This is a genomic window from Ramlibacter aurantiacus, assembly GCF_016722895.1.
In the GTDB taxonomy this organism is placed as follows: domain Bacteria; phylum Pseudomonadota; class Gammaproteobacteria; order Burkholderiales; family Burkholderiaceae_C; genus Ramlibacter; species Ramlibacter aurantiacus.
Genome location: NZ_JAEQNA010000006.1, coordinates 275,886 through 294,277 on the forward strand (window position 1 = coordinate 275,886; position 18,392 = coordinate 294,277).

At 66.9% G+C, this 18,392-nt stretch carries 21 protein-coding genes; 15 read left to right on the forward strand and 6 right to left on the reverse strand.

The genetic code is table 11. The annotated features are described in order from the left end of the window. The first annotated feature begins 39 nt into the window (after window positions 1-39). The 11 genes from hfq (at window position 40) to JI739_RS17025 (ending at window position 9,364) form a co-directional block, all read left to right on the forward strand. Window positions 40-288 carry an RNA chaperone Hfq gene (gene hfq, locus JI739_RS16975; RefSeq protein ID WP_435531616.1) on the forward strand — a complete coding sequence of 83 codons (249 nt, stop codon included), beginning with the start codon at window positions 40-42 and terminating at the stop codon, window positions 286-288. 62 nt (window positions 289-350) lie between these two features. Beyond that, window positions 351-1,532, forward strand: a complete 1,182-nt coding sequence (gene hflX / locus JI739_RS16980) for a GTPase HflX (RefSeq protein ID WP_201685119.1) — start codon at window positions 351-353, stop codon at window positions 1,530-1,532. A gap of 40 nt (window positions 1,533-1,572) precedes the next feature. After that, complete coding sequence (hflK, locus tag JI739_RS16985; protein ID WP_236589796.1) at window positions 1,573-2,877, forward strand: FtsH protease activity modulator HflK; 1,305 nt, start codon at window positions 1,573-1,575, stop codon at window positions 2,875-2,877. A gap of 26 nt (window positions 2,878-2,903) precedes the next feature. Beyond that, complete coding sequence (hflC, locus tag JI739_RS16990) at window positions 2,904-3,806, forward strand: protease modulator HflC (RefSeq protein ID WP_201685120.1); 903 nt, start codon at window positions 2,904-2,906, stop codon at window positions 3,804-3,806. Window positions 3,807-3,811: 5 nt separating this feature from the next. Then, window positions 3,812-4,000, forward strand: a complete 189-nt coding sequence (locus JI739_RS16995; protein ID WP_201685121.1) for a DUF2065 domain-containing protein — start codon at window positions 3,812-3,814, stop codon at window positions 3,998-4,000. Between the two features lie 83 nt (window positions 4,001-4,083). Continuing rightward, a complete protein-coding gene (locus tag JI739_RS17000) occupies window positions 4,084-5,232 on the forward strand; it encodes an ATP phosphoribosyltransferase regulatory subunit (protein ID WP_201685122.1) in 1,149 nt (382 codons plus the stop codon). A gap of 31 nt (window positions 5,233-5,263) precedes the next feature. Beyond that, window positions 5,264-6,592 (forward strand): adenylosuccinate synthase, encoded by a 1,329-nt coding sequence (locus tag JI739_RS17005; protein WP_201685123.1) that lies wholly within the window; start codon window positions 5,264-5,266, stop codon window positions 6,590-6,592. Window positions 6,593-6,719: 127 nt separating this feature from the next. Then, entirely contained in the window at window positions 6,720-7,244 is a 525-nt protein-coding gene (locus tag JI739_RS17010) for a phosphoribosyltransferase (RefSeq protein WP_201685124.1), read from the forward strand. A gap of 34 nt (window positions 7,245-7,278) precedes the next feature. After that, window positions 7,279-8,466 (forward strand): PLP-dependent transferase, encoded by a 1,188-nt coding sequence (locus JI739_RS17015; protein WP_201685125.1) that lies wholly within the window; start codon window positions 7,279-7,281, stop codon window positions 8,464-8,466. A gap of 65 nt (window positions 8,467-8,531) precedes the next feature. Then, window positions 8,532-8,732: a hypothetical protein gene (locus JI739_RS17020; RefSeq protein WP_201685163.1), complete on the forward strand. Its 201-nt coding sequence runs from the start codon at window positions 8,532-8,534 to the stop codon at window positions 8,730-8,732. A 116-nt stretch (window positions 8,733-8,848) separates the two neighbouring features. Next, the gene (locus tag JI739_RS17025) at window positions 8,849-9,364 is read left to right on the forward strand and encodes a hypothetical protein (protein WP_236589797.1); all 516 of its coding nucleotides are present in this window, start codon (window positions 8,849-8,851) and stop codon (window positions 9,362-9,364) included. Here the strand turns inward: JI739_RS17025 and mnmH are convergent. Together mnmH and JI739_RS17035 are read right to left on the reverse strand one after the other, a co-directional pair. Beyond that, the gene (gene mnmH, locus JI739_RS17030; protein WP_201685127.1) at window positions 9,353-10,405 is read right to left on the reverse strand and encodes a tRNA 2-selenouridine(34) synthase MnmH; all 1,053 of its coding nucleotides are present in this window, start codon (window positions 10,403-10,405) and stop codon (window positions 9,353-9,355) included. The two genes, JI739_RS17025 and mnmH, sit on opposite strands and share 12 nt — an antisense overlap. Then, entirely contained in the window at window positions 10,402-11,028 is a 627-nt protein-coding gene (locus JI739_RS17035) for an arylesterase (RefSeq protein WP_435531617.1), read from the reverse strand. Before JI739_RS17035 ends, mnmH begins: the two co-directional genes overlap by 4 nt. Window positions 11,029-11,039: 11 nt before the next feature. Between JI739_RS17035 and JI739_RS17040 the strand changes: the two genes are divergently transcribed. Beyond that, entirely contained in the window at window positions 11,040-11,741 is a 702-nt protein-coding gene (locus tag JI739_RS17040; RefSeq protein ID WP_201685129.1) for an ABC transporter ATP-binding protein, read from the forward strand. On the opposite strand, the gene JI739_RS17045 is transcribed toward JI739_RS17040, so the two are convergent. Together JI739_RS17045 and JI739_RS17050 are read right to left on the reverse strand one after the other, a co-directional pair. Beyond that, complete coding sequence (locus JI739_RS17045) at window positions 11,738-12,775, reverse strand: DUF8082 domain-containing protein (RefSeq protein ID WP_201685130.1); 1,038 nt, start codon at window positions 12,773-12,775, stop codon at window positions 11,738-11,740. The genes JI739_RS17040 and JI739_RS17045 overlap by 4 nt on opposite strands. Continuing rightward, a complete protein-coding gene (locus tag JI739_RS17050) occupies window positions 12,772-13,125 on the reverse strand; it encodes a HAMP domain-containing protein (RefSeq protein WP_201685131.1) in 354 nt (117 codons plus the stop codon). The genes JI739_RS17045 and JI739_RS17050 overlap by 4 nt, the downstream gene beginning before the upstream one ends. 83 nt (window positions 13,126-13,208) lie before the next feature. Here JI739_RS17050 and rlmB point away from each other — a divergent pair, with 83 nt between their 5' ends. Beyond that, window positions 13,209-13,955, forward strand: coding sequence for a 23S rRNA (guanosine(2251)-2'-O)-methyltransferase RlmB (rlmB, locus tag JI739_RS17055; RefSeq protein ID WP_201685132.1), 747 nt, complete (start codon window positions 13,209-13,211; stop codon window positions 13,953-13,955). A 4-nt stretch (window positions 13,956-13,959) separates the two neighbouring features. Here rlmB and JI739_RS17060 read toward each other — a convergent pair whose 3' ends face one another. Continuing rightward, window positions 13,960-14,535, reverse strand: coding sequence for a chromate transporter (locus tag JI739_RS17060; RefSeq protein WP_201685133.1), 576 nt, complete (start codon window positions 14,533-14,535; stop codon window positions 13,960-13,962). After that, the gene (locus JI739_RS17065; protein WP_435531618.1) at window positions 14,532-15,128 is read right to left on the reverse strand and encodes a chromate transporter; all 597 of its coding nucleotides are present in this window, start codon (window positions 15,126-15,128) and stop codon (window positions 14,532-14,534) included. Before JI739_RS17065 ends, JI739_RS17060 begins: the two co-directional genes overlap by 4 nt. Window positions 15,129-15,399: 271 nt before the next feature. Between JI739_RS17065 and JI739_RS17070 the strand changes: the two genes are divergently transcribed. Together JI739_RS17070 and JI739_RS17075 are read left to right on the forward strand one after the other, a co-directional pair. Beyond that, the gene (locus tag JI739_RS17070; protein WP_201685135.1) at window positions 15,400-17,523 is read left to right on the forward strand and encodes an AAA family ATPase; all 2,124 of its coding nucleotides are present in this window, start codon (window positions 15,400-15,402) and stop codon (window positions 17,521-17,523) included. Window positions 17,524-17,663: 140 nt separating this feature from the next. Beyond that, a complete protein-coding gene (locus tag JI739_RS17075; protein ID WP_201685136.1) occupies window positions 17,664-18,371 on the forward strand; it encodes a Rieske (2Fe-2S) protein in 708 nt (235 codons plus the stop codon). The last annotated feature ends 21 nt before the right edge of the window (window positions 18,372-18,392 follow it).

Sequence of the window (18,392 nt, forward strand, 5' to 3'; positions counted from 1 at the left end):
GGTGCCAGTTCCAAAGAACTTCCGAACACGGAGAATATCGTGAGCAATAAAGGGCAACTTCTACAAGACCCCTTCCTCAATACCTTGCGCCGCGAGCACGTGCCGGTCTCGATCTATTTGGTCAACGGCATCAAGCTGCAGGGTCAGATCGAGTCTTTCGACCAGTATGTCGTGCTGTTGCGCAACACGGTCACCCAGATGGTCTACAAGCACGCCATCTCCACCATCGTTCCTGGGCGCGCCGTGAACTTTTCGACGGCAGAAAGCAACGAAGCCCCTGCAGCCTAGGTTTTGCAGGCGCTGGTTGCGCCGCCCGGGTCTGCATTCCACTGAATCCGGGTACTTCCTCTTTGCACGAAACACCTTCCCAAACCCCTGTCGCTCCGGTCCTGCTCGTTGGCGTGGACCTGGGTACGCCCCACTTTGACACCGAGCTGGAAGAGCTCGGCCTGCTGGCCCAGACCGCCGGCATGGAGCCGGTGGCCCGCCTCACCTGCAAGCGCAAGGCGCCCGATGCGGCGCTGTTCATCGGCAGCGGAAAGGCCGATGAGATCAAGGCGCTGGCCGAAGCCTCCGGTGCCGCGGAGGTGTTGTTCGACCAGTCGCTAAGTCCGGCCCAGCAGCGCAACCTCGAGCGCCACCTGGGCATGCCGGTCAACGACCGCACCCTGCTCATTCTCGAAATCTTCGCGCAGCGCGCCCGCAGCCATGAGGGCAAGCTGCAGGTCGAACTGGCTCGGCTGCAGTACGTGAGCACGCGCCTGGTCCGTCGGTGGTCCCACCTCGAGCGCCAGACTGGCGGCGCCGGCGTCCGCGGCGGCCCCGGCGAAAAGCAGATCGAACTCGACCGCCGGATGATCGGCGAGTCGATCAAGCGCACGCGCGACCGGCTCGAGAAGGTGAAGAAGCAGCGCACCACCCAGCGCCGGCAGCGCGAGCGGCAGGGGGCATTCAACATCTCCCTGGTCGGCTACACCAACGCCGGCAAGTCCACGCTGTTCAACGCCCTGGTCAAGGCCCGCGCGTACGCGGCCGACCAACTCTTCGCCACGCTGGACACGACCACCCGGCAGCTGTACCTGGGAGACGGGCAGGGGGGAGGTCGCTCGGTGTCGCTGTCCGACACGGTGGGCTTCATCCGCGACTTGCCGCACGGCCTGATCGATGCGTTCGAGGCCACCTTGCGTGAGGCCGCCGATGCCGACCTGCTGCTGCACGTGGTCGATGCCGCCAATCCGAATTACCCCGAGCAGATCGCGCAGGTGCAGAAGGTGCTGCACGAGATCGGCGCGTCGGATGTCCCGCAGTTGCTGGTGTTCAACAAGGTCGACGCGCTGGCGGATAGCCAGCAGCCGCGCAGCAGCAGCGATCACTTCGACCTGGAAGGCCGCCACGTGCCGCGACTGTTCGTGAGCGGCCGCACCGGCGATGGACTGGGTGGGCTGCGCCAGATGCTGGCGAACCGCGTACAGGAAGCCTCGCCTTCTGGCGGCGCGTCGCAAGTTCCGCAACCGCATGAGGCCCATGCATGATTGGGCACAATGCGACAGCCACACAAAAAGTCTCAAAAGAATGAAGCTCCAACTTGGTGCCCGGCTCCGGGGCATGTTCAACCTGAACGACCCTCGATGGGGCCGTGGTGAGGACTCGCGGGCCGAGAACAACCGTCCCGACCCCGGCCAGAATGGCGGGCCGCCCCGAGGCCCCAACCAGGGACCACCCGACCTCGACGAGCTCTGGCGTGACTTCAACCGCAAGATCAGCACCTTGTTCGGCGGCCGGGGCGGTCGTGGGTCCGATCCCGGCAACGGTGGCAATTTCCAGCCGGACATGAAGAGTGCCGGCGTCGGGGTGGGGCTGATCGTCGCGGTCGTCGTTCTTATCTGGCTGGGCACCGGCTTCTTCATCGTGCAGGAAGGCCAGCAGGCCGTCATTACCCAGTTCGGTCGCTACAAGTCCACGGTCGGCGCGGGCTTCCACTGGCGCTTGCCGTACCCCATTCAGCGTCACGAGCCGGTCACCGTCACTCAGATCCGCTCGGTCGACATCGGCAGGGACAACGTCATCCGCGCGACGGGCCTGCGCGAGTCGGCCATGCTCACGCAGGACGAGAACATCGTCGAGATCAAGTTCGCCGTGCAGTACCGCCTGAAGGACGCCAGGGCCTGGCTGTTCGAGAGCAAGAACCCGGCCGAGACGGTGGTCAACGCCGCCGAAACCGCCGTGCGCGAGGTCGTGGGCAACATGCGCATGGACTCCGCGCTCGCCGAGGAACGCGACCAGATCGCGCCTCGCGTGCGCCGCCTGATGCAGACCATCCTCGACCGCTATGGCATCGGCGTGGAGATCGTGGCCGTGAACCTGCAGCAGGGCGGCGTGCGTCCGCCCGAGCAGGTGCAGGCAGCGTTCGACGACGTGCTCAAGGCCGGCCAGGAGCGCGAGCGCGCCAAGAACGAGGCCCAGGCCTATGCGAACGACGTGATCCCTCGCGCCGTGGGTACCGCATCGCGGCTGTTGGAGGAAGCGGACGGCTACAAGGCACGGATCGTGGCGCAGGCCCAGGGTGACTCGCAGCGATTCCGCTCGGTGCTGACCGAATACCAGCGCGCGCCGCAGGTCACGCGTGACCGCATGTACATCGACACGCTGCAGCAGATCTACTCGGGCGTGAACAAGGTGCTGATCGACTCTCGCCAGGGTTCCAACCTGCTGTACCTGCCGCTCAACCAGCTGATGCAGCAGGCTGCCACCAGCCAGGGGGCCGGAGCCGACGCGGCGCCGCAGCCCACGCCGTTGCCGCCGCCGAACGGACCGGTGTCGGCCACCGACGCGCGGGCGCGTGACAACGCGCGCGGCCGCGAGCGCGAAACCCGTTGAGACGACCACCGGCAGGCAAGCTCCCCATGAACAGAATCGGATTCATCGCCGCCAGCGTCCTGATCGTGCTGGCCCTCCTGAGCTCCATGCTCTTCGTCGTCGACCAGCGCCAGTTCGGCGTGGTGTATGCGCTTGGCCAGATCCGCCAGGTGATCACCGAACCGGGGCTGCACTTCAAGCTGCCGCCCCCGTTCCAGAACGTGCGCTACATCGACAAGCGGCTGTTGACGCTCGACAGCGTCGATGCCGAACCGATGCTCACCGCCGAGAAGCAGCGGGTGGTGATCGACTGGTTCGTGCGCTGGCGCATCACCGACCCCTCGCAATACATCCGCAACGTCGGATTGGACGAGCAGGCCGGCGCCATCCAGATCAACCGCGTCGTTCGCAACGCCTTCCAGGAGGAGATCAACCGCCGCACGGTCAGCGAGCTCCTGTCGAGCCGTCGAGAGCAGTTGATGGCCGATGTGAAGCGCGAGGTCCAGGAAGTGGTCAAGGGCGCCAACCCCTGGGGCATCGACGTCGTGGACGTGCGGATCACCCGCGCGGACTATGTGGAGGCCATCACCGAGTCCGTGTACCGACGCATGGAGGCCGAACGCAAGCGGGTCGCCAATGAGCTGCGTTCCACCGGCGCGGCCGAGGGCGAAAAGATCCGTGCCGATGCCGACCGGCAGCGTGAGATCACCGTCGCCAACGCCTACCGCGACGCGCAGAAGGTCAAGGGCGAAGGCGACGCACAGGCCTCCGCCATCTACAACGAAGCCTTCTCGCGCGATCCGCAGTTCGCCCAGTTCTATCGAAGCCTCGAGGCCTACAAGACCAGCGTGGGCAAGCGCGGTGACGTGCTGGTGCTCGACCCCTCCACCTCCGAGTTCTTCCGCGCCTTCCGCGGCGCCGCGCCGGCACCGGCGCCGGCGGCTCGGTAAGGCCCTTGGACGCCGACCTGTTCTGGGCCGCACTGGCCCTGGTGCTGGTGTTCGAGGGTCTGTTTCCGCTGCTGGCACCCGCCAGCTGGCGCCGCACCTTCGAGCGGCTGGTCAGCCTGCGCAACGGCCAGTTGCGCTTCTTCGGCCTGTGCAGCGTGGGGCTCGGGCTGCTGGTGCTGTGGTTGGCGAGCTGAGCGGACCTGCGCCCCACGTGCCGCCCGAAAGGCCGCTGATGGTCGGCCGGTAAAATACCTGTTTTAACAGCCTCGCCTTTCTCATGTCCGCCTGGGTCCTGCCGGATCACATCGCCGATGTTCTGCCTTCAGAGGCCCGGCACATCGAAGAGCTTCGACGCGAGCTGCTCGACACCGCCCGCGGCTACGGCTGTGAGCTGGTGATGCCGCCTTTGCTCGAACATCTCGAGTCGCTGCTCACTGGCACCGGCGAAACCCTCGACCTGCAGACCTTCAAGCTGGTGGACCAGCTGTCCGGGCGCCTGCTCGGTTTGCGCGCCGACAGCACGCCGCAGGTCGCGCGTATCGACGCGCACCTGCTCAATCGGCAGGGGGTCACGCGCCTGTGCTATTGCGGGCCGGTGCTGCACACCCGGCCGGACCGGCCGCACGCCACGCGCGAGCCGCTGCAGTTCGGCGCGGAGATCTACGGCCACGCGGGCCTCGAGGCCGACCTCGAAGCCCTGTCGCTGGCCCTGGATTGCCTGCGGGCCACCCAGGTTTCCGATTTCACCGTGGACATGGCCGATGCGCGCATCGTGCATGCGCTGCTCGAAGGCGGTGCCACCGATCCGCACCGCCTGGCCGACATCCATGCCGCGCTCGCGGCCAAGGACGCCGGCACGCTGGCCGGCCTGACTCGCCACCTGCCCGCGGGTTCCCGCGCGGCACTGGGGCAACTGCTCGACCTCTATGGCGGGCCCGAGGTGCTGGACCAAGCCGAGCGGGTGCTGCCGGATGTCCCCGCCATCCGCCAGGCCCTTGCGAGCATGCGCTGGCTGGCCGGTCACCTGCAGGACACGCGCATCAGTTTCGACCTGGCCGACTTGCGTGGCTATGCCTACTACACGGGCGTGCGTTTCGGCATCTACGTGCCGGGCGTGAGCGATGCGCTGGTTCGTGGCGGTCGCTACGACGAAGTGGGTGCGGTGTTCGGGCGCAACCGCCCGGCCGTCGGCTTCAGCCTTGACCTCAAGGAGCTGGTCGGTGTCGCGTCCAAGCGGCCGCTCAAGGCCGCGATCCGCGCTCCCTGGGGCGAGCAAGCCGACCTGCGTGCGGCCGTCGGCCGTCTTCGGGCCCAGGGCGAGACGGTGGTCTGCGTCCTTCCGGGACATGAAAGCGTGGTGGACGAGTTCCACTGCGATCGCGAACTGGTGCGCCAGGACAGCGACTGGGTCGTGCGCGGCCTCTGAGATCCCAGCCAATTCCAACCGAGTTTTTTCGATGAACAAGACAACAGGTCGTAACGTGGTCGTGGTCGGCACCCAGTGGGGTGACGAAGGAAAAGGAAAGCTGGTCGACTGGCTCACCGGGATGGCCCAGGGCGTGGTCCGCTTCCAGGGTGGCCACAACGCCGGCCACACGCTGGTGATCAACGGGGTGAAGACGGCGCTGCACCTGATTCCCTCGGGCATCATGCGCCCGGGCGTCACGTGCTACATCGGCAACGGCGTGGTGCTGTCACCGGCCAAGCTGTTCGAGGAGATCGAGGGCCTGGAGAAGGCCGGCGTCGAAGTTCGCTCGCGCCTGCGCGTGAGCGAGGCCTGCCCGCTGATCCTGCCCTTCCACGCTGCGCTGGACATCGCCCGCGAGCAGCTGCGCGAGAAGGGCGGCACCGAGAAGATCGGCACCACCGGCCGCGGCATCGGTCCGGCCTACGAGGACAAGATCGCCCGTCGCGCCCTGCGCGTGCAGGACCTCCGGCACCCCGGCCGTTTCGCCGAAAAGCTGAAGGTGCTGCTCGAGCTGCACAACCACGTGCTCACCACCTACCTGCATGCGCCGGCCGTCGACTTCCAGCAGACGCTGGACGAGGCGCTGCGTCTGGGCGAGCAGCTCAAGCCGATGATGGCCGACGTCTCGCGGGAGCTGAACGAGGCTCACCTGCGCGGCGCCAACCTGCTGTTCGAAGGGGCGCAGGGGACCTTGCTCGACGTGGACCACGGCACCTATCCGTACGTCACCTCCAGCAACTGCGTGGCGGGTAACGCGGCCGCGGGCGCGGGTGTCGGCCCGGGCATGCTGCATTACATCCTGGGCATCACCAAGGCGTACTGCACCCGTGTCGGTGGAGGCCCGTTCCCCACCGAGCTGGACTGGGAACAACCCGGCACCGTCGGCTATCACCTGTCGACCGTCGGTGCCGAGCGCGGCGTCACCACCGGGCGGGCCCGGCGCTGCGGCTGGTTCGACGCGGCATTGCTCAAGCGCAGTGCCCAGGTCAACGGCCTGTCGGGGCTATGCATCACCAAGCTCGACGTGCTCGACGGCATCGACGAACTCAAGCTGTGCACCGGCTATGAACTCGATGGCGAGCACACCGACATCCTCCCCTTGGGGGCGGACGAGATCGCCCGCTGCAAGCCCGTGTACGAGACCTTGCAGGGCTGGACCGAAAGCACCGTGGGCGTGACCCAGTACGAGCAGTTGCCGGTGAACGCGCGGCTGTACCTGCAGCGCATCGAGCAGGTGACCGGCGTGCCGATCGACATGATCTCCACCAGCCCCGATCGTGACCACACGATCATGATGAGGCATCCCTATCTGGCCTAGGGGCTGGGGGCTCGGGCCTAGGGCCTAGGGGAACAGCCGAATATCGGTGGCATCCCAAGCCTGTAGTCTCCAGCCCGGCCCGAACGCCGATCCGCTCCCTAACCTATCCCTAACCCCTCTGCAAAAGATGTTGACCGAAGACGGCAAGCACCTGTACGTCAGCTATGACGAGTACCACAACCTGATCGAGAAGCTGGCGATCAAGGTGTACCAGTCGGGATGGGCGTTCGACACCATCCTGTGCCTGGCCCGCGGCGGCATGCGGCCGGGCGACATCCTGAGCCGGATCTTCGACAAGCCGCTGGCGATCATGTCCACCAGCTCGTACCGTGCCGAAGCCGGTACCGTTCAGGGCCACCTGGACATCGCCCGCTACATCACCACCCCCAAGGGTGAGATCGCGGGCCGCGTGCTGCTGGTGGACGACCTCGCCGACTCGGGGCACACGCTGCACAAGGTGGTGCAGATGCTGCGCAACGACTACCGGCCCATCACCGAGTTGCGCTCGGCGGTGATCTGGACCAAGGGCATGTCCAGCTTCGAGCCGGACTACAGCGTCGAATTCCTGCCGACCAACCCCTGGATCCACCAGCCCTTCGAGGCCTACGACAGCATGGGTCCGGACAAGCTGCTGGAGAAGTGGAAGATCTGACGAGCGACGGCGGGCGGCCCGCTACCATGCCGCGATGCGCTCGCCTTCGACCGACCTGATCCACCACCCGTACCAGCCGCCCGCCGGCTTCTCGGCGCCGCAGCCGGGCGTCTACAAGGCCTCGACGGTCTTTTTCCCCAACGTCGCTGCCATGCGGGCGCGCGACTGGAAGCACAAGAACGGCTACACCTACGGGCTGCATGGCACGCCCACCAGCTTCCTGCTGGAAGAGCGCATCGCCACGCTGGAAGGTGGCGCCCAGTGCCTGCTTCTGCCCAGCGGACTGGCTGCCCTTGCGCATGTCAACTTCGCGCTGCTCGGCACGGGCGACCAGGTGCTGGTTCCCGACAATGCCTACGGTCCCCTCAAGGCGCTGGCTGAAGGCGAGCTCGCGCGTTGGGGCATCCGCCACCAGCGCTACGACCCGATGGATCCCGAGGACCTGGCCCGTCGCATCGACGAATCCACCCGGTTGGTCTGGGTCGAGGCGCCGGGCTCGGTGACCATGGAGTTTCCGCCGCTGCGCGGCCTGTCCGAGGTATGCCGTGCTCGCGGCGTTCAAGTGGCGTTGGACAACACCTGGGGGGCCGGGCTCGCCTTCAATGGGTTCGACGACGCCGGGGCCGACATCGTGATCCAGGCCCTCACCAAGTACCCCAGCGGCGGCGGTGATGTGCTCATGGGCAGTGTGGTCACCCGGCAGGAAGACCTGCACATGCGCCTGAAGGCCACCCACATGCGGCTGGGCTGGGGCGTGGGAGCCAACGATGTCGAAGCCGTGCTGCGGTCGCTGCCCACCCTGGAGCTGCGGTACAGGGCCCAGGACCAGGCGGCCCGCCGACTCGCGCAATGGCTGATGACGCAGAGCGCCCATGTGTCCCAGGTCTTGCACCCCGCGCTGGAGGGCTCGCCCGGGCATGAGAACTGGCGCGCCGCCTGTGGTCCGGACGGGCGGGCCGCGGGCCTGTTCTCCGTGGTCTTCGAAGGGCGGCATGGCGGGGCGCAAGTCGACGCCTTCGTCGATGCCCTGCGCCTGTTCCGCATCGGCTATTCGTGGGGGGGGCCGATCAGCCTGGTCGTGCCCTACGACTGGCGTTCCATGCGCCGCCCGGACCTCAACACCCGCGCCCGGGGCGACAGGGTGGTGCGGTTTTCGATCGGGCTCGAGTCACCGGACGACCTGCTTGACGACCTCCGACAGGCGCTGCGGCAACTGGACTGAAGTGCCCGGCGGGGGCGGTCGCCGGATCGCGTACATTGGTCCGCTTAACTGCTTCGGGAGACGACGTGCCCACACCTAATTACGGCTACGAGAAGCGCCAGAAGGAACTGGCCAAGAGGAAGAAAAAGGAAGACAAGCTCCGCGCCAAGGCTGAACGCAAGTCCGGCTCACCGGCGACGGACGGAACCGACCCAGCTGCACCCGAACCATTCGCAGGTTCCGCGCAAGATTCGTCATCCTTGCCGCCCCAATCGAAGGCCGGCTGACCTGAACACGAGTTCTTTTGGATAGCATCTGATCCTTTGTGAATCACAAAGGATCAGATGCCGCGCCGTAACGAACGACACCTCCCTGGCGATGACTTTCGGGCGGAGTCGCCCCGATGAGCTTGGAGTGGGTGTTGTGGCCGGCCTGGATCGGTCTGTGCGCGTGGATCGCGCATTCCGTTGGCGAACTGTTCACCGACAACCCGTTACGGCTCGAGCTCAAGGCGGTCCTGCTCGTGGCCCTCTTGCCCTTGGTGCTCATGGACGAACTGATCGCCAAAGCCCAGTTCGACCAGCTCTGCACCAGCCGGGCGGCCTTCACGGTCCACCGTCCTACGCGCGGGCGGCTGGTCTATCCGACCGAGCTGCCTGCGGAACCGGTGCCCGGCCTGATGGTGCCCGTGTTCATGCACAAGCGGGTCTACCTCGACGTCCACCGGCATGAGCCGGTGGTGAGCATCAATGTGATCCATGCGCGCGGAGGCAAACTGGCCCGGGTGCTCGATGGCCCGGAAGCCGAACCGATCACTTTCGAAGGCCGCTGCAGCGTACCGGACTGGCCAGAGCGGCTCACGGGCTTGGGACTGCGGGTGGTGCGGCAACCGCCTGCGGTGGACTCGTCAGTTCGTTAGCTCGCGGGCGAGGTCATTCATCGATTCCCCGGAGCGGTCGCGCGCTGCGAGTACCCGGGCCTGTGACCACTGACGAAAGTTCCGCTCGATCGAGGCGGAATAGGTGGGGTCGTAGTGCGTCACCAGCAGCTCCTGCACCACATCGGCAGTGCCCCCGGCGCGCACGCGCTGCTGCCACTGCGACACCAGCGCCCGGCCGCGCAACTGCGTCAGGGCCTCCAGGCGCGAGCAGAAGAACTCCGGGTCCTGGACGAACCAGGGATAGTCCTCGAGCAGCAGGGCCACGCGCTCGGCGTGAGGCAGCTCCAGGTGGATGCAGGCACTCGCGCGCATGGCGTCTATCAGCGGCTCGGGAACGGCGAGGTTGCCGACCTTGCGGCTCTCGCTTTCCACGAACACGGGCCGAGCCGGATCGAAGCGCCGCAGCTGCTGCCAGACCAGGGTATCGAAGTGCTTCTGGCTCGGCTGCTGCTCGCCAGGTACCAGCCCCAGGACCGAGCTGCGGTGGCGGGCCAGGCCTTCCAGGTCGAGCACCTGTGCGCCGCGCCCCTGCAACGCCTGCAGCAGGCGCGTCTTGCCCGAGCCCGTGGGGCCGCAGACCACCTGGTAGGCGAACGACGCAGCCAGCGCCGGCAGTTGCTGCAGGACCTCGCTGCGGAACGCCTTGTAGCCGCCTTCGACCAGCGACACGCGAAAGCCGATCTGGTCGAGCACCAGCGCGAGGGATCCGCTGCGCTTTCCTCCGCGCCAGCAGTACACCAGGGGCTGCCAGCCCTTGGGCTTGTCCTGCACATGCGCCTCGATGTGGCGCCCGATGTTGGCGGCAACCAGCGCTGCGCCGCGCTTCTTGGCCTCGAAGGAGCTGACCTGCTTGTAGAGGGTTCCGACGAGGCGACGTTCCTCGTCGTCGAGCGAGGGCCAGTTGACCGCGCCCGGCAGGCGATCCTCGGCGAATTCGGAAGGGCTGCGGGCGTCGATCACCGCGTGGAATTCGCCCAGGCGCGCGATGGCCTCGACAGCCGGAAGGATCTGGACCGTCACTTCGGAAGCAGCTTGTTCAATTCGGGCCAGACATTGGCCAGCAGGCGCGGCTGAGCCTGTTCGTTGGGGTGGATGCGGTCGGCCTGGAAGTACCGAGGCGCTTCGGCCACGTCGGCCACGCCCGCGAGGAAGAAGGGCACCAGCCCGGCGTCATGCCGCGCCGCCACCCGCTGGTACAGCTCCATGAAGCGCTCGCCGTAGTCGCGTCCGTAATTGGGAGGCAGGCGCATGCCGGCCAGCAGCACCCTGGCGCCGGCATCACGGGCTGCTTGGGCCATGGCCGACAAGTTGGTTTCGGTCATCGTCAGGGGCAGGCCGCGCAGCGCGTCGTTGGCACCCAGCTCGATGATCACGTGCGTGGGCCGATGCTGGGCGAGTAGCGCGCCGATTCGTGAGCGCCCGCCCGACGTCGTGTCGCCGCTGATGCTGGCATTGACGACGCGGACCTGCGGCTTCTCGTCCGCCAATCGCTGCTGCAGCAGCGACACCCAGCCGGTTCCGCGTTTGAGTCCATACTCCGCACTCAGCGAATCCCCAACGACCAGAATCACCGGCGCCGCCGCGAATGCGGGCCAAGCCGCTGCCACGGTGCACGCTCCCACCAAGAACTGCCTACGACGCACCCCAGCCCTCCATGTCAGAACCCATCATTGCCGTCGAGCACGTGTACAAGTCCGTGACCGACTCGACCGGCACGCTCGACATTCTGCGCGATATCGATTTCACCCTGGCCCCCAGGGAAACCGCGGCCATCGTTGGCGCTTCCGGTTCCGGCAAGAGCACGCTGCTGTCCATCATCGCGGGACTGGACACGCCGACGCGAGGCACGGTGCGGTTGGGGGGTGATGACCTGTTCGCCCTCGACGAAGATGCGCGCGCCGCGCTCCGGGCGCGCAAGCTGGGCTTCGTGTTCCAGAGCTTCCAGCTGATGGGCAACCTCACCGCGCTGGAAAACGTGATGCTGCCGCTCGAGTTGGCCGGTCGCCGCGATGCGCGCAAAGCCGCCGCCGAGATGCTGGGCCGGGTTGGCCTGTCCCAGCGGCTGGGTCATTACCCGCGGGTGCTGTCGGGTGGCGAACAGCAGCGTGTGGCCCTCGCGCGCGCTTTCGTGGTCGAACCGGCGGTGTTGCTGGCCGACGAGCCGACGGGAAGCCTCGACTTCGCCACCGGCGAAACCGTGATGGAGCTGATGCTGGACCTGAACCGCGAGCAGGGCACCACGCTGGTGTTGGTCACGCACGACCGAGACATCGCTGCTCGCTGTGAACGGCGCATCACCATCGAGGCCGGTCGGGTGCTCGCCGCCGAGGCGCCTGCACTCAACCGCGTCGCCTAGGCGGCCTTCGAGGGCCGCAGGGCGGCTTGGCGGAACTGCGTGCGCCGCGTGGGCGAGTCGATGTGGACCGCCAGCGTCTCCACCAGCGACTCGAGGCTGTGCCCGAGGTCGACCTCGCGCGCCACCAGCACGCGGGCCAGGGGCCCGATTTCCCGGCAGAGCAGGTCGGCCACCTGGGTGAGTTGGTCGCGCGTGATGGGCGGCTGTGCCTGCCGGCGACGCAGGACGCCGCGTGGGGCGGGGGGCGGTGGCACGGAGGCGGCAGCCGGCTGCGCAGCCACGACGGGCGGGGCTTCGTCCAGCACCAGGTGGATGTCATGCAGGCGTCCGTGCTTGTCCTGGAACGGGCCCAGGTAGCAGAAGCGGTGGACCGCGGCCGGGTCGATGCGGCACACGGCGTCCCGCAAGGTGCTCGATGCGAGCAGCTGGTCCGGTTGGGCAAAGTCCATGACCCGCTGAGCCACGTTGATGCCATCGCCCAGCACATTCGCCCGGTTGTTGATGTCGGAGACCACGCGCACGTCGCCCAAGTGCAGGCCGATGCGCGTCTGCATGGGCGGCGTGCGATGCGCCCGCAGCAACAGCACCAGCCGGCGGGCGACTTCCAGGGGCACCGTGGGCGGGCCGATGAAGCACAGTGCCGCGCCGTCGCCGGTGTCGATGGCCAGCCGGCTCTCTTCCGGGATGTCCTGCAGGGCCTTGCCGATCAGCAGCTTGAAGGCCTCCTTGGCCTCGACCTGCTCATCGACAGGTCGCATGGAGGCACCCACGAGGTCGATGAACACGATGGTGCACACCAGGCTGCGCCGGGTGGTGAAGCCGGCCGCCGGAGCGTGCGGCTGAGCGGATTTGCCAGGGGTGGGCGCGGGGACCCAGCCGGGCCGGAACTCGGCCACCGAATACCTGGAAGTCGACGTTCGCTGCATAGGCCATTCGATGGTGCGCAGCTTCGCAGGTTCGAGCAACCCGGCCGCGCGTTGCGGCCGCATTGCTCGCAGCGGGTACAGGGCGGGGGAGGGCAGTGGAGGATTCACCAGCGTGACTCCTGTGCAATCATGTGCAGGGCCTTCTCGAGGCTGTAACGCATGCGGTTGAACGAGGCGCCGAGCGCGGCGAGGTCGTCGTGCGCATCCGCGTCGAACGGCGGTTCGTCGAAGTGGCCCGTGCTGATTCGTTCGGCCTTGCTGGCCATGCGCCGGATCGGACGGACGATGGTCAATCGGATGACCAGGTTCAGTGCGAGGGCCATGCCGACGAAGATGGCGGCCAGGGACAGCACCAGCGCGTGCGCATCCGGCTGCGGGTCGGCAGGCACGCTTGCCACCACCTGCGCCATGCCTAGGCCGACCAGGACGATCGGCAGCATGGCAAGGTTGAATCTCAACAGTAGTCCCATCGTATTCATTCTCCCTGGGCCGGCGATTCTATCGACGGGGAGGAGCTGGAGCCGCACCGGATAATCAGTCCATGTCAGCTCGCGTTCTGTTTGGATTCCACGCCGTGGGCGTGCGCCTGAAGACCTCGCCCCGTTCGGTGGTCGAGGTCTATTTCGACGCCAGCCGGCGTGATGCCCGCATGCGGCAGTTCATGGAGCGCGCCCGCGAGGCCGGGGTGCGCCTGATCGAGGCCGACGGCTTGCGCCTGGCCCGCTTGACCGGCACCAACGGTCACCAGGGCATTGCCGCGCGCGTCGAGGCGGTGCCGCAGGCCCATCGCTCCCTCGACGAACTCCTCGACAGCTTGCAGGAGCCGCCGTTGTTGCTGGTGCTGGATGGAGTGACGGACCCCCATAACCTCGGCGCCTGCCTGCGCGTCGCCGACGGTGCGGGTGCCCAGGCCGTCATCGCACCCAAGGACCATGCGGTCGGCGTGAATGCCACCGTGGCCAAGGTGGCGAGCGGCGCGGCCGAGACCGTGCCGTATTTCATGGTGACCAACCTCGCCCGGACGCTGGGGGAACTGCAGGAGCGCAACATCTGGTGCATCGGCACCAGCGAAGATGCTCCGCGCACGCTTTATGAGGCCGACTTCAAGGGCCCGGTCGCGCTCGTGCTCGGCGCCGAAGGCCCGGGCATGCGACAGCTCACGCGGAAGACCTGCGATGAGTTGGTGTCCATCCCGATGCAGGGGGCGGTAGAGAGCCTGAACGTCTCGGTCGCCAGCGGGGTCTGCCTGTACGAGGCGCGCCGCCAGCGCTTGCACGCCACGCGTTAGGCGCTCAGACCCAGCCGAACCAGCCCAGCAAGCCGCCCGCCGCGAGCAGCCAGAGCAGGTGGAGCCGGGTGCGCCAGACGATGATCGTGGTGGCGAGGCTCAGCAACCAGACCGGCCATCGCTGCAGGTCGTACCGTCCACCCGTGGCCAGCAGCCATCCAGTCGCCACCAGCAGTGCCACCACGATGGGCGCCATGCCTTGCTTGAATGCCCGCACCGCACGACGGTCGCGGTTGCGCTGTCCCCAACTGGCGGCAGCGTAGGTCAGCGTGGTGCTGGGCAGCAGGATGCCCGTCAGCGCCAGCACCAGCCCCATCGCGGCACCGGGCAGGCCACCGCCGGCCTGGAGGCCGACATTCCAGCCCAGCAGACCCACGAACAGCACGTTGGGTCCTGGAGCCGCCTGCGCGATGGCGATGGCAGCGGTGAACTCGGCATCGGTAAGCCAGCGTTGGCGCTCCACCAGGTAGCGGTGCATGTCCGGCACCGTGCTGATCGCTCCGCCCACGGCCAGCAGGGACAGCGCCAGGAAATGCCCGAAAAAGGCGAGCCAGTCCGCGACGGTGAAGGCGGCCGTCACGGCGTGATCCGCCGCCAGGTCAAGGCGAATGCGACGCAGCCGAGCACGACCAGCACGACGGCCAGCGGCACCCGCAACACGGCGATCGCCAGGAAGGTCGCCACCGCGAGCATCGCGCACCAGCCTCGGCCCAGCGGATTGCGCCCCAGTGCGCCCAGCAGTTTCAGTCCGGTGGCGGTGATCAGGCCCGCGGCCACCGCACCCATGCCGCGAAGCGCCGCGGCAGCCTGCGGATGCTGCCCCCATTGGGCATAGGCCAGCGCGAGCGCCAGCACCACGAACATGGGCACCGTGAGGATGCCGGCCAGCGCCACCACCGCGCCGCGCAGGCCGAACCATCGATGGCCCAGCATCAGCGACAGGTTCACCACGTTGGGCCCGGGTAACAGCTGGGCCACGGCCCAGTCTTCGACGAACTCTTCACGCGTCATCCAGCGGCGGCGCTCGACCAGCTCGCGCTGCACGACAGCGAGCACGCCGCCGAACCCCTGGAGCGCCATCCAGGTCAGCGCGAGAAACAGCTGGGACAGGGTCTCGGGTCGCAGCCCCGTGGCCTGTGGGGCCGGCGCGGTGGTGGGTATGGATGGGGTCACCGTTCGATTATCCGCAGCCCGGCACGGGCATCCCGGTCCAGAAAAAATCCCCCGGGGCCTGAGCCGCGGGGGACGAAGTCGCCGGGGGAAGAAACTTGAAAGAAAACCCGGCGAAGGTTGGAGCCGCGAGACGCCCTCAGGTTCCCCTCGGGAAAAGTTCACGAGAGCGACTCGTAGCATGGACCCTGCTCTTGCATACCGTGGTCAGATGCCCGTGTGTCTGTAGGATGCCTCTGACATTCTTTGTGCCACGTCCCTTCTGAAAGAGACCATGTCGGATTTATCGGCTAGCAATACGCAGAGCCCCGAATTCACGAAAGACGAGCCGCCCGCCGGCAGCTTGTGGTTGGCCATCAAGAAGATCGCCACCCGGCTGTCCGACTGGTTCGTCATCCAGACCGCCGCCGTCAAGGTGCTGGTCGTCGCCCTGGCCCTCATGATTCCCGCCACGGGCCTGTACTCCTTCGTCCTGCTGCAGAAGCAGGCAGTCCTGGCCGAGCAGGTTCGCCTGATGCCGGGCGGCCAGTCCGGCCACAGCATCAACGAGAGCCTGCCGGTCGTCTTCGGCGGCGGGTCCGTGTTGGCTTTCCTCGAGAACAACCCGATCGATCGCATCACGGTCATCTACAAGCCGCTGATGTGGAACGTGTCGGAGCGCTTCATCCTGGTCGAGTCCGGCGGGCAGCAGCACGCGTTCTATCCGTCGGACATGGAAACCAAGATCTTCGCGGACAAGGCCGTGCAGGCGCCCTGGGGCGGCAAGCTCAGCTTCGTGCCGCGCGCGGAACTCAGCCCGAAAAGCCTCGAGTTGATCCAGCGCCTCGATCAGCGCTTCGAAGGTGCCCGGCCCCAGTCCGAGAAGGACGCCTGGAAAGCCGGCGTGAGTGGCGTGCTGTCGGCCTCGCTCACGCTCGGCCTGCTGGGTTTCCTGTTCTTCCAGTTGCGTGGCCAGCACAAGTCGCTCAAGTTCATCGAATCGGCCCAGGTGCAGGGATCCATCGACGACCTGGTCGGCATGGACGACATCAAGACCGAAGTGGCGCAGATCAAGGACCAGTACCAGCGCCGGGCCGAGTATGCGGAGTACGGCATCAAGAAGCCGTTCAACGTGATGTTCAGCGGCCCCGCGGGCACCGGCAAGACCAAGCTTGCCAGCTACCTGGCCAAGGAGCTGAACCTGCCGATCCTGTTCCACTCGGCAGTGAACCTCGAGACGGGCTATGTCGGTGGCGGCGCGAACACCCTCAACCGCATCGTCTCGATGGCCAAGCGGCGCAAGCGTTGCATCGTCTTCCTCGACGAGGCGCAGGATCTGTTCATGAAGCGCGGCGGCCATCGCAAGTTCGATGACGATACGCAGAACATGCTGCTGGCGGTGCTCGACGGCGTGCGCACGAAGAGCGACGCCGAGATCATCTGGATCGTGGCGAGCAACTTCAACAGCGAGAGCATGCAGATGGACGAAGCCATGCTGCGCCGCTTCCAGATGAAGGTCGACTTCCGCCTGCCGAACAAGGAAGAGCGCGAGGCCATCGTCGGCCATTACCTGAAGGAGCGCTCCGACAAGGTGCTGCCCGACCTCGACCTGCGCCACCTCGTGGAGATCACCGAAGGCCGCAGCCCGGCCGACCTCGAGACCATCGTCAACCAGGCGGGCATCAGCGCCGTGCAGGCCGGCGAGATGATCGGCACCGACACGCTCATGCAGGCGGCCGAGCGGGTCATGGTGGGCAACGTCAACACCAACACCACCAAGGAACGTGAGCGCGACCGCCGCATCATCGCCATCCACGAGTGGGGGCACTTCCTGGTCGACTTCGAGCAGGAGCGCAAGCGCTGCGGCGATGACTGGGAGCGAATCCTGGCCGAGATGAAGACGCTCAAGATCTCGCTGAAGGCCAACCCGCGCAACAACGCGCTCGGCTTCGTCTTCCACAAGCAGGGCGCCAACCTGCTCAAGACCAAGGGCGACATCGAGCACGACGTGCGCGTGCTGCTCGGCGGCATGGCCAACGAGGAGCTGTTCTTTGGTGAAGAAGGCACCACCAATGGCGCCCACAACGACATCACGCGGGTCACCCGCCTGCTGCACCATGCCGTCGGCGAGATGGGTATGTACCGCAAGACCCGCCTCAACTTCGGCGCGCTGGCGTCCGAAGGCAGCAACCGCAACGTGGACGAAGAGACGCGCAGCATCATGGAAGCGCAGAGCGAGCGGCTCTATGGCGAGACCAAGGCCTTGCTGGCGCGCCTGAAGCCGATGACCGAGCACCTGGCCGGCAAGCTGATGGACGCGGGCGAGATGAGCCTGAAGGAGGCGCTGTCCGAGATCCGCAATTTCGAGGCGGCCTGCCAGAACTTCAACAACCGCGTGGGCCTGGTCCAGCCGGTCTGACGGCACGCTCCCCTGCGAAAAAGGCCGCCTGCGGGCGGCTTTTTCGTGCGCGATGCTTTCCTACTAAGGGGTTGCCACTGATTGCGGCGCGGGTGCGCTGGCCGCACTGTCCGGCGCTCCCACCCTCGCGAAGGTCAGTCATGGACAGACGTGCATTCGTGCGTACCTGCACCGCGTCAGCGGCCGGTTTGTCACTGGCGAACCTTCCCCCCGCAATGGCGGCGATGGACCGGCCGAACGAGCATGCCAAGGCGGTGCTGGTCGATCGGGAGGGGCGACCGCTGCGCGCATCGAGCCTTCGGCCGCAAACCAACTACCTGTTCCACTACCCGTTCGAGAGCACCCCCGTGCTCCTGCTGGACCTGGGTCGGGCCGTGGCACCGCAGTCGGTCGCTGCCAGCAGCGGGCAAGATTCATACGCCTGGCCCGGAGGAGTCGGCGCCCGGCAAGCGATCGTCGCGTTCTCGGCCATCTGTTCACACAAGCTGGTCTATCCGACGCGCAACGTGAACTTCATCAGCTTCCGCAGCCAGCGCGCGCGCCGCGGCGTCCAGGATGGCCTCATCCACTGCTGCGCCGATCACAGCCAGTATGACCCGGGCCAGGCGGCGCGCGTGGTCGCCGGGCCGGCGCCGACTCCCTTGGCGGCGATCTTGCTGACCTACGACAGCCATACCGACACCCTGACAGCGTATGGCACGCTCGGGTCGGAGTTGTTCGATGAGTTTTTCCAGCGCTACCAGGCCAAGCTGGCGCTGGAACATGGTCCGACCGCGCGGCAGGAGGTCAGTGGCCAGGCAAGGGTCTGGGAATTGGAGCAGTACACACGCAACAACATGACCTGTTGAAGGGTGTTCGGCGCCCCCTGC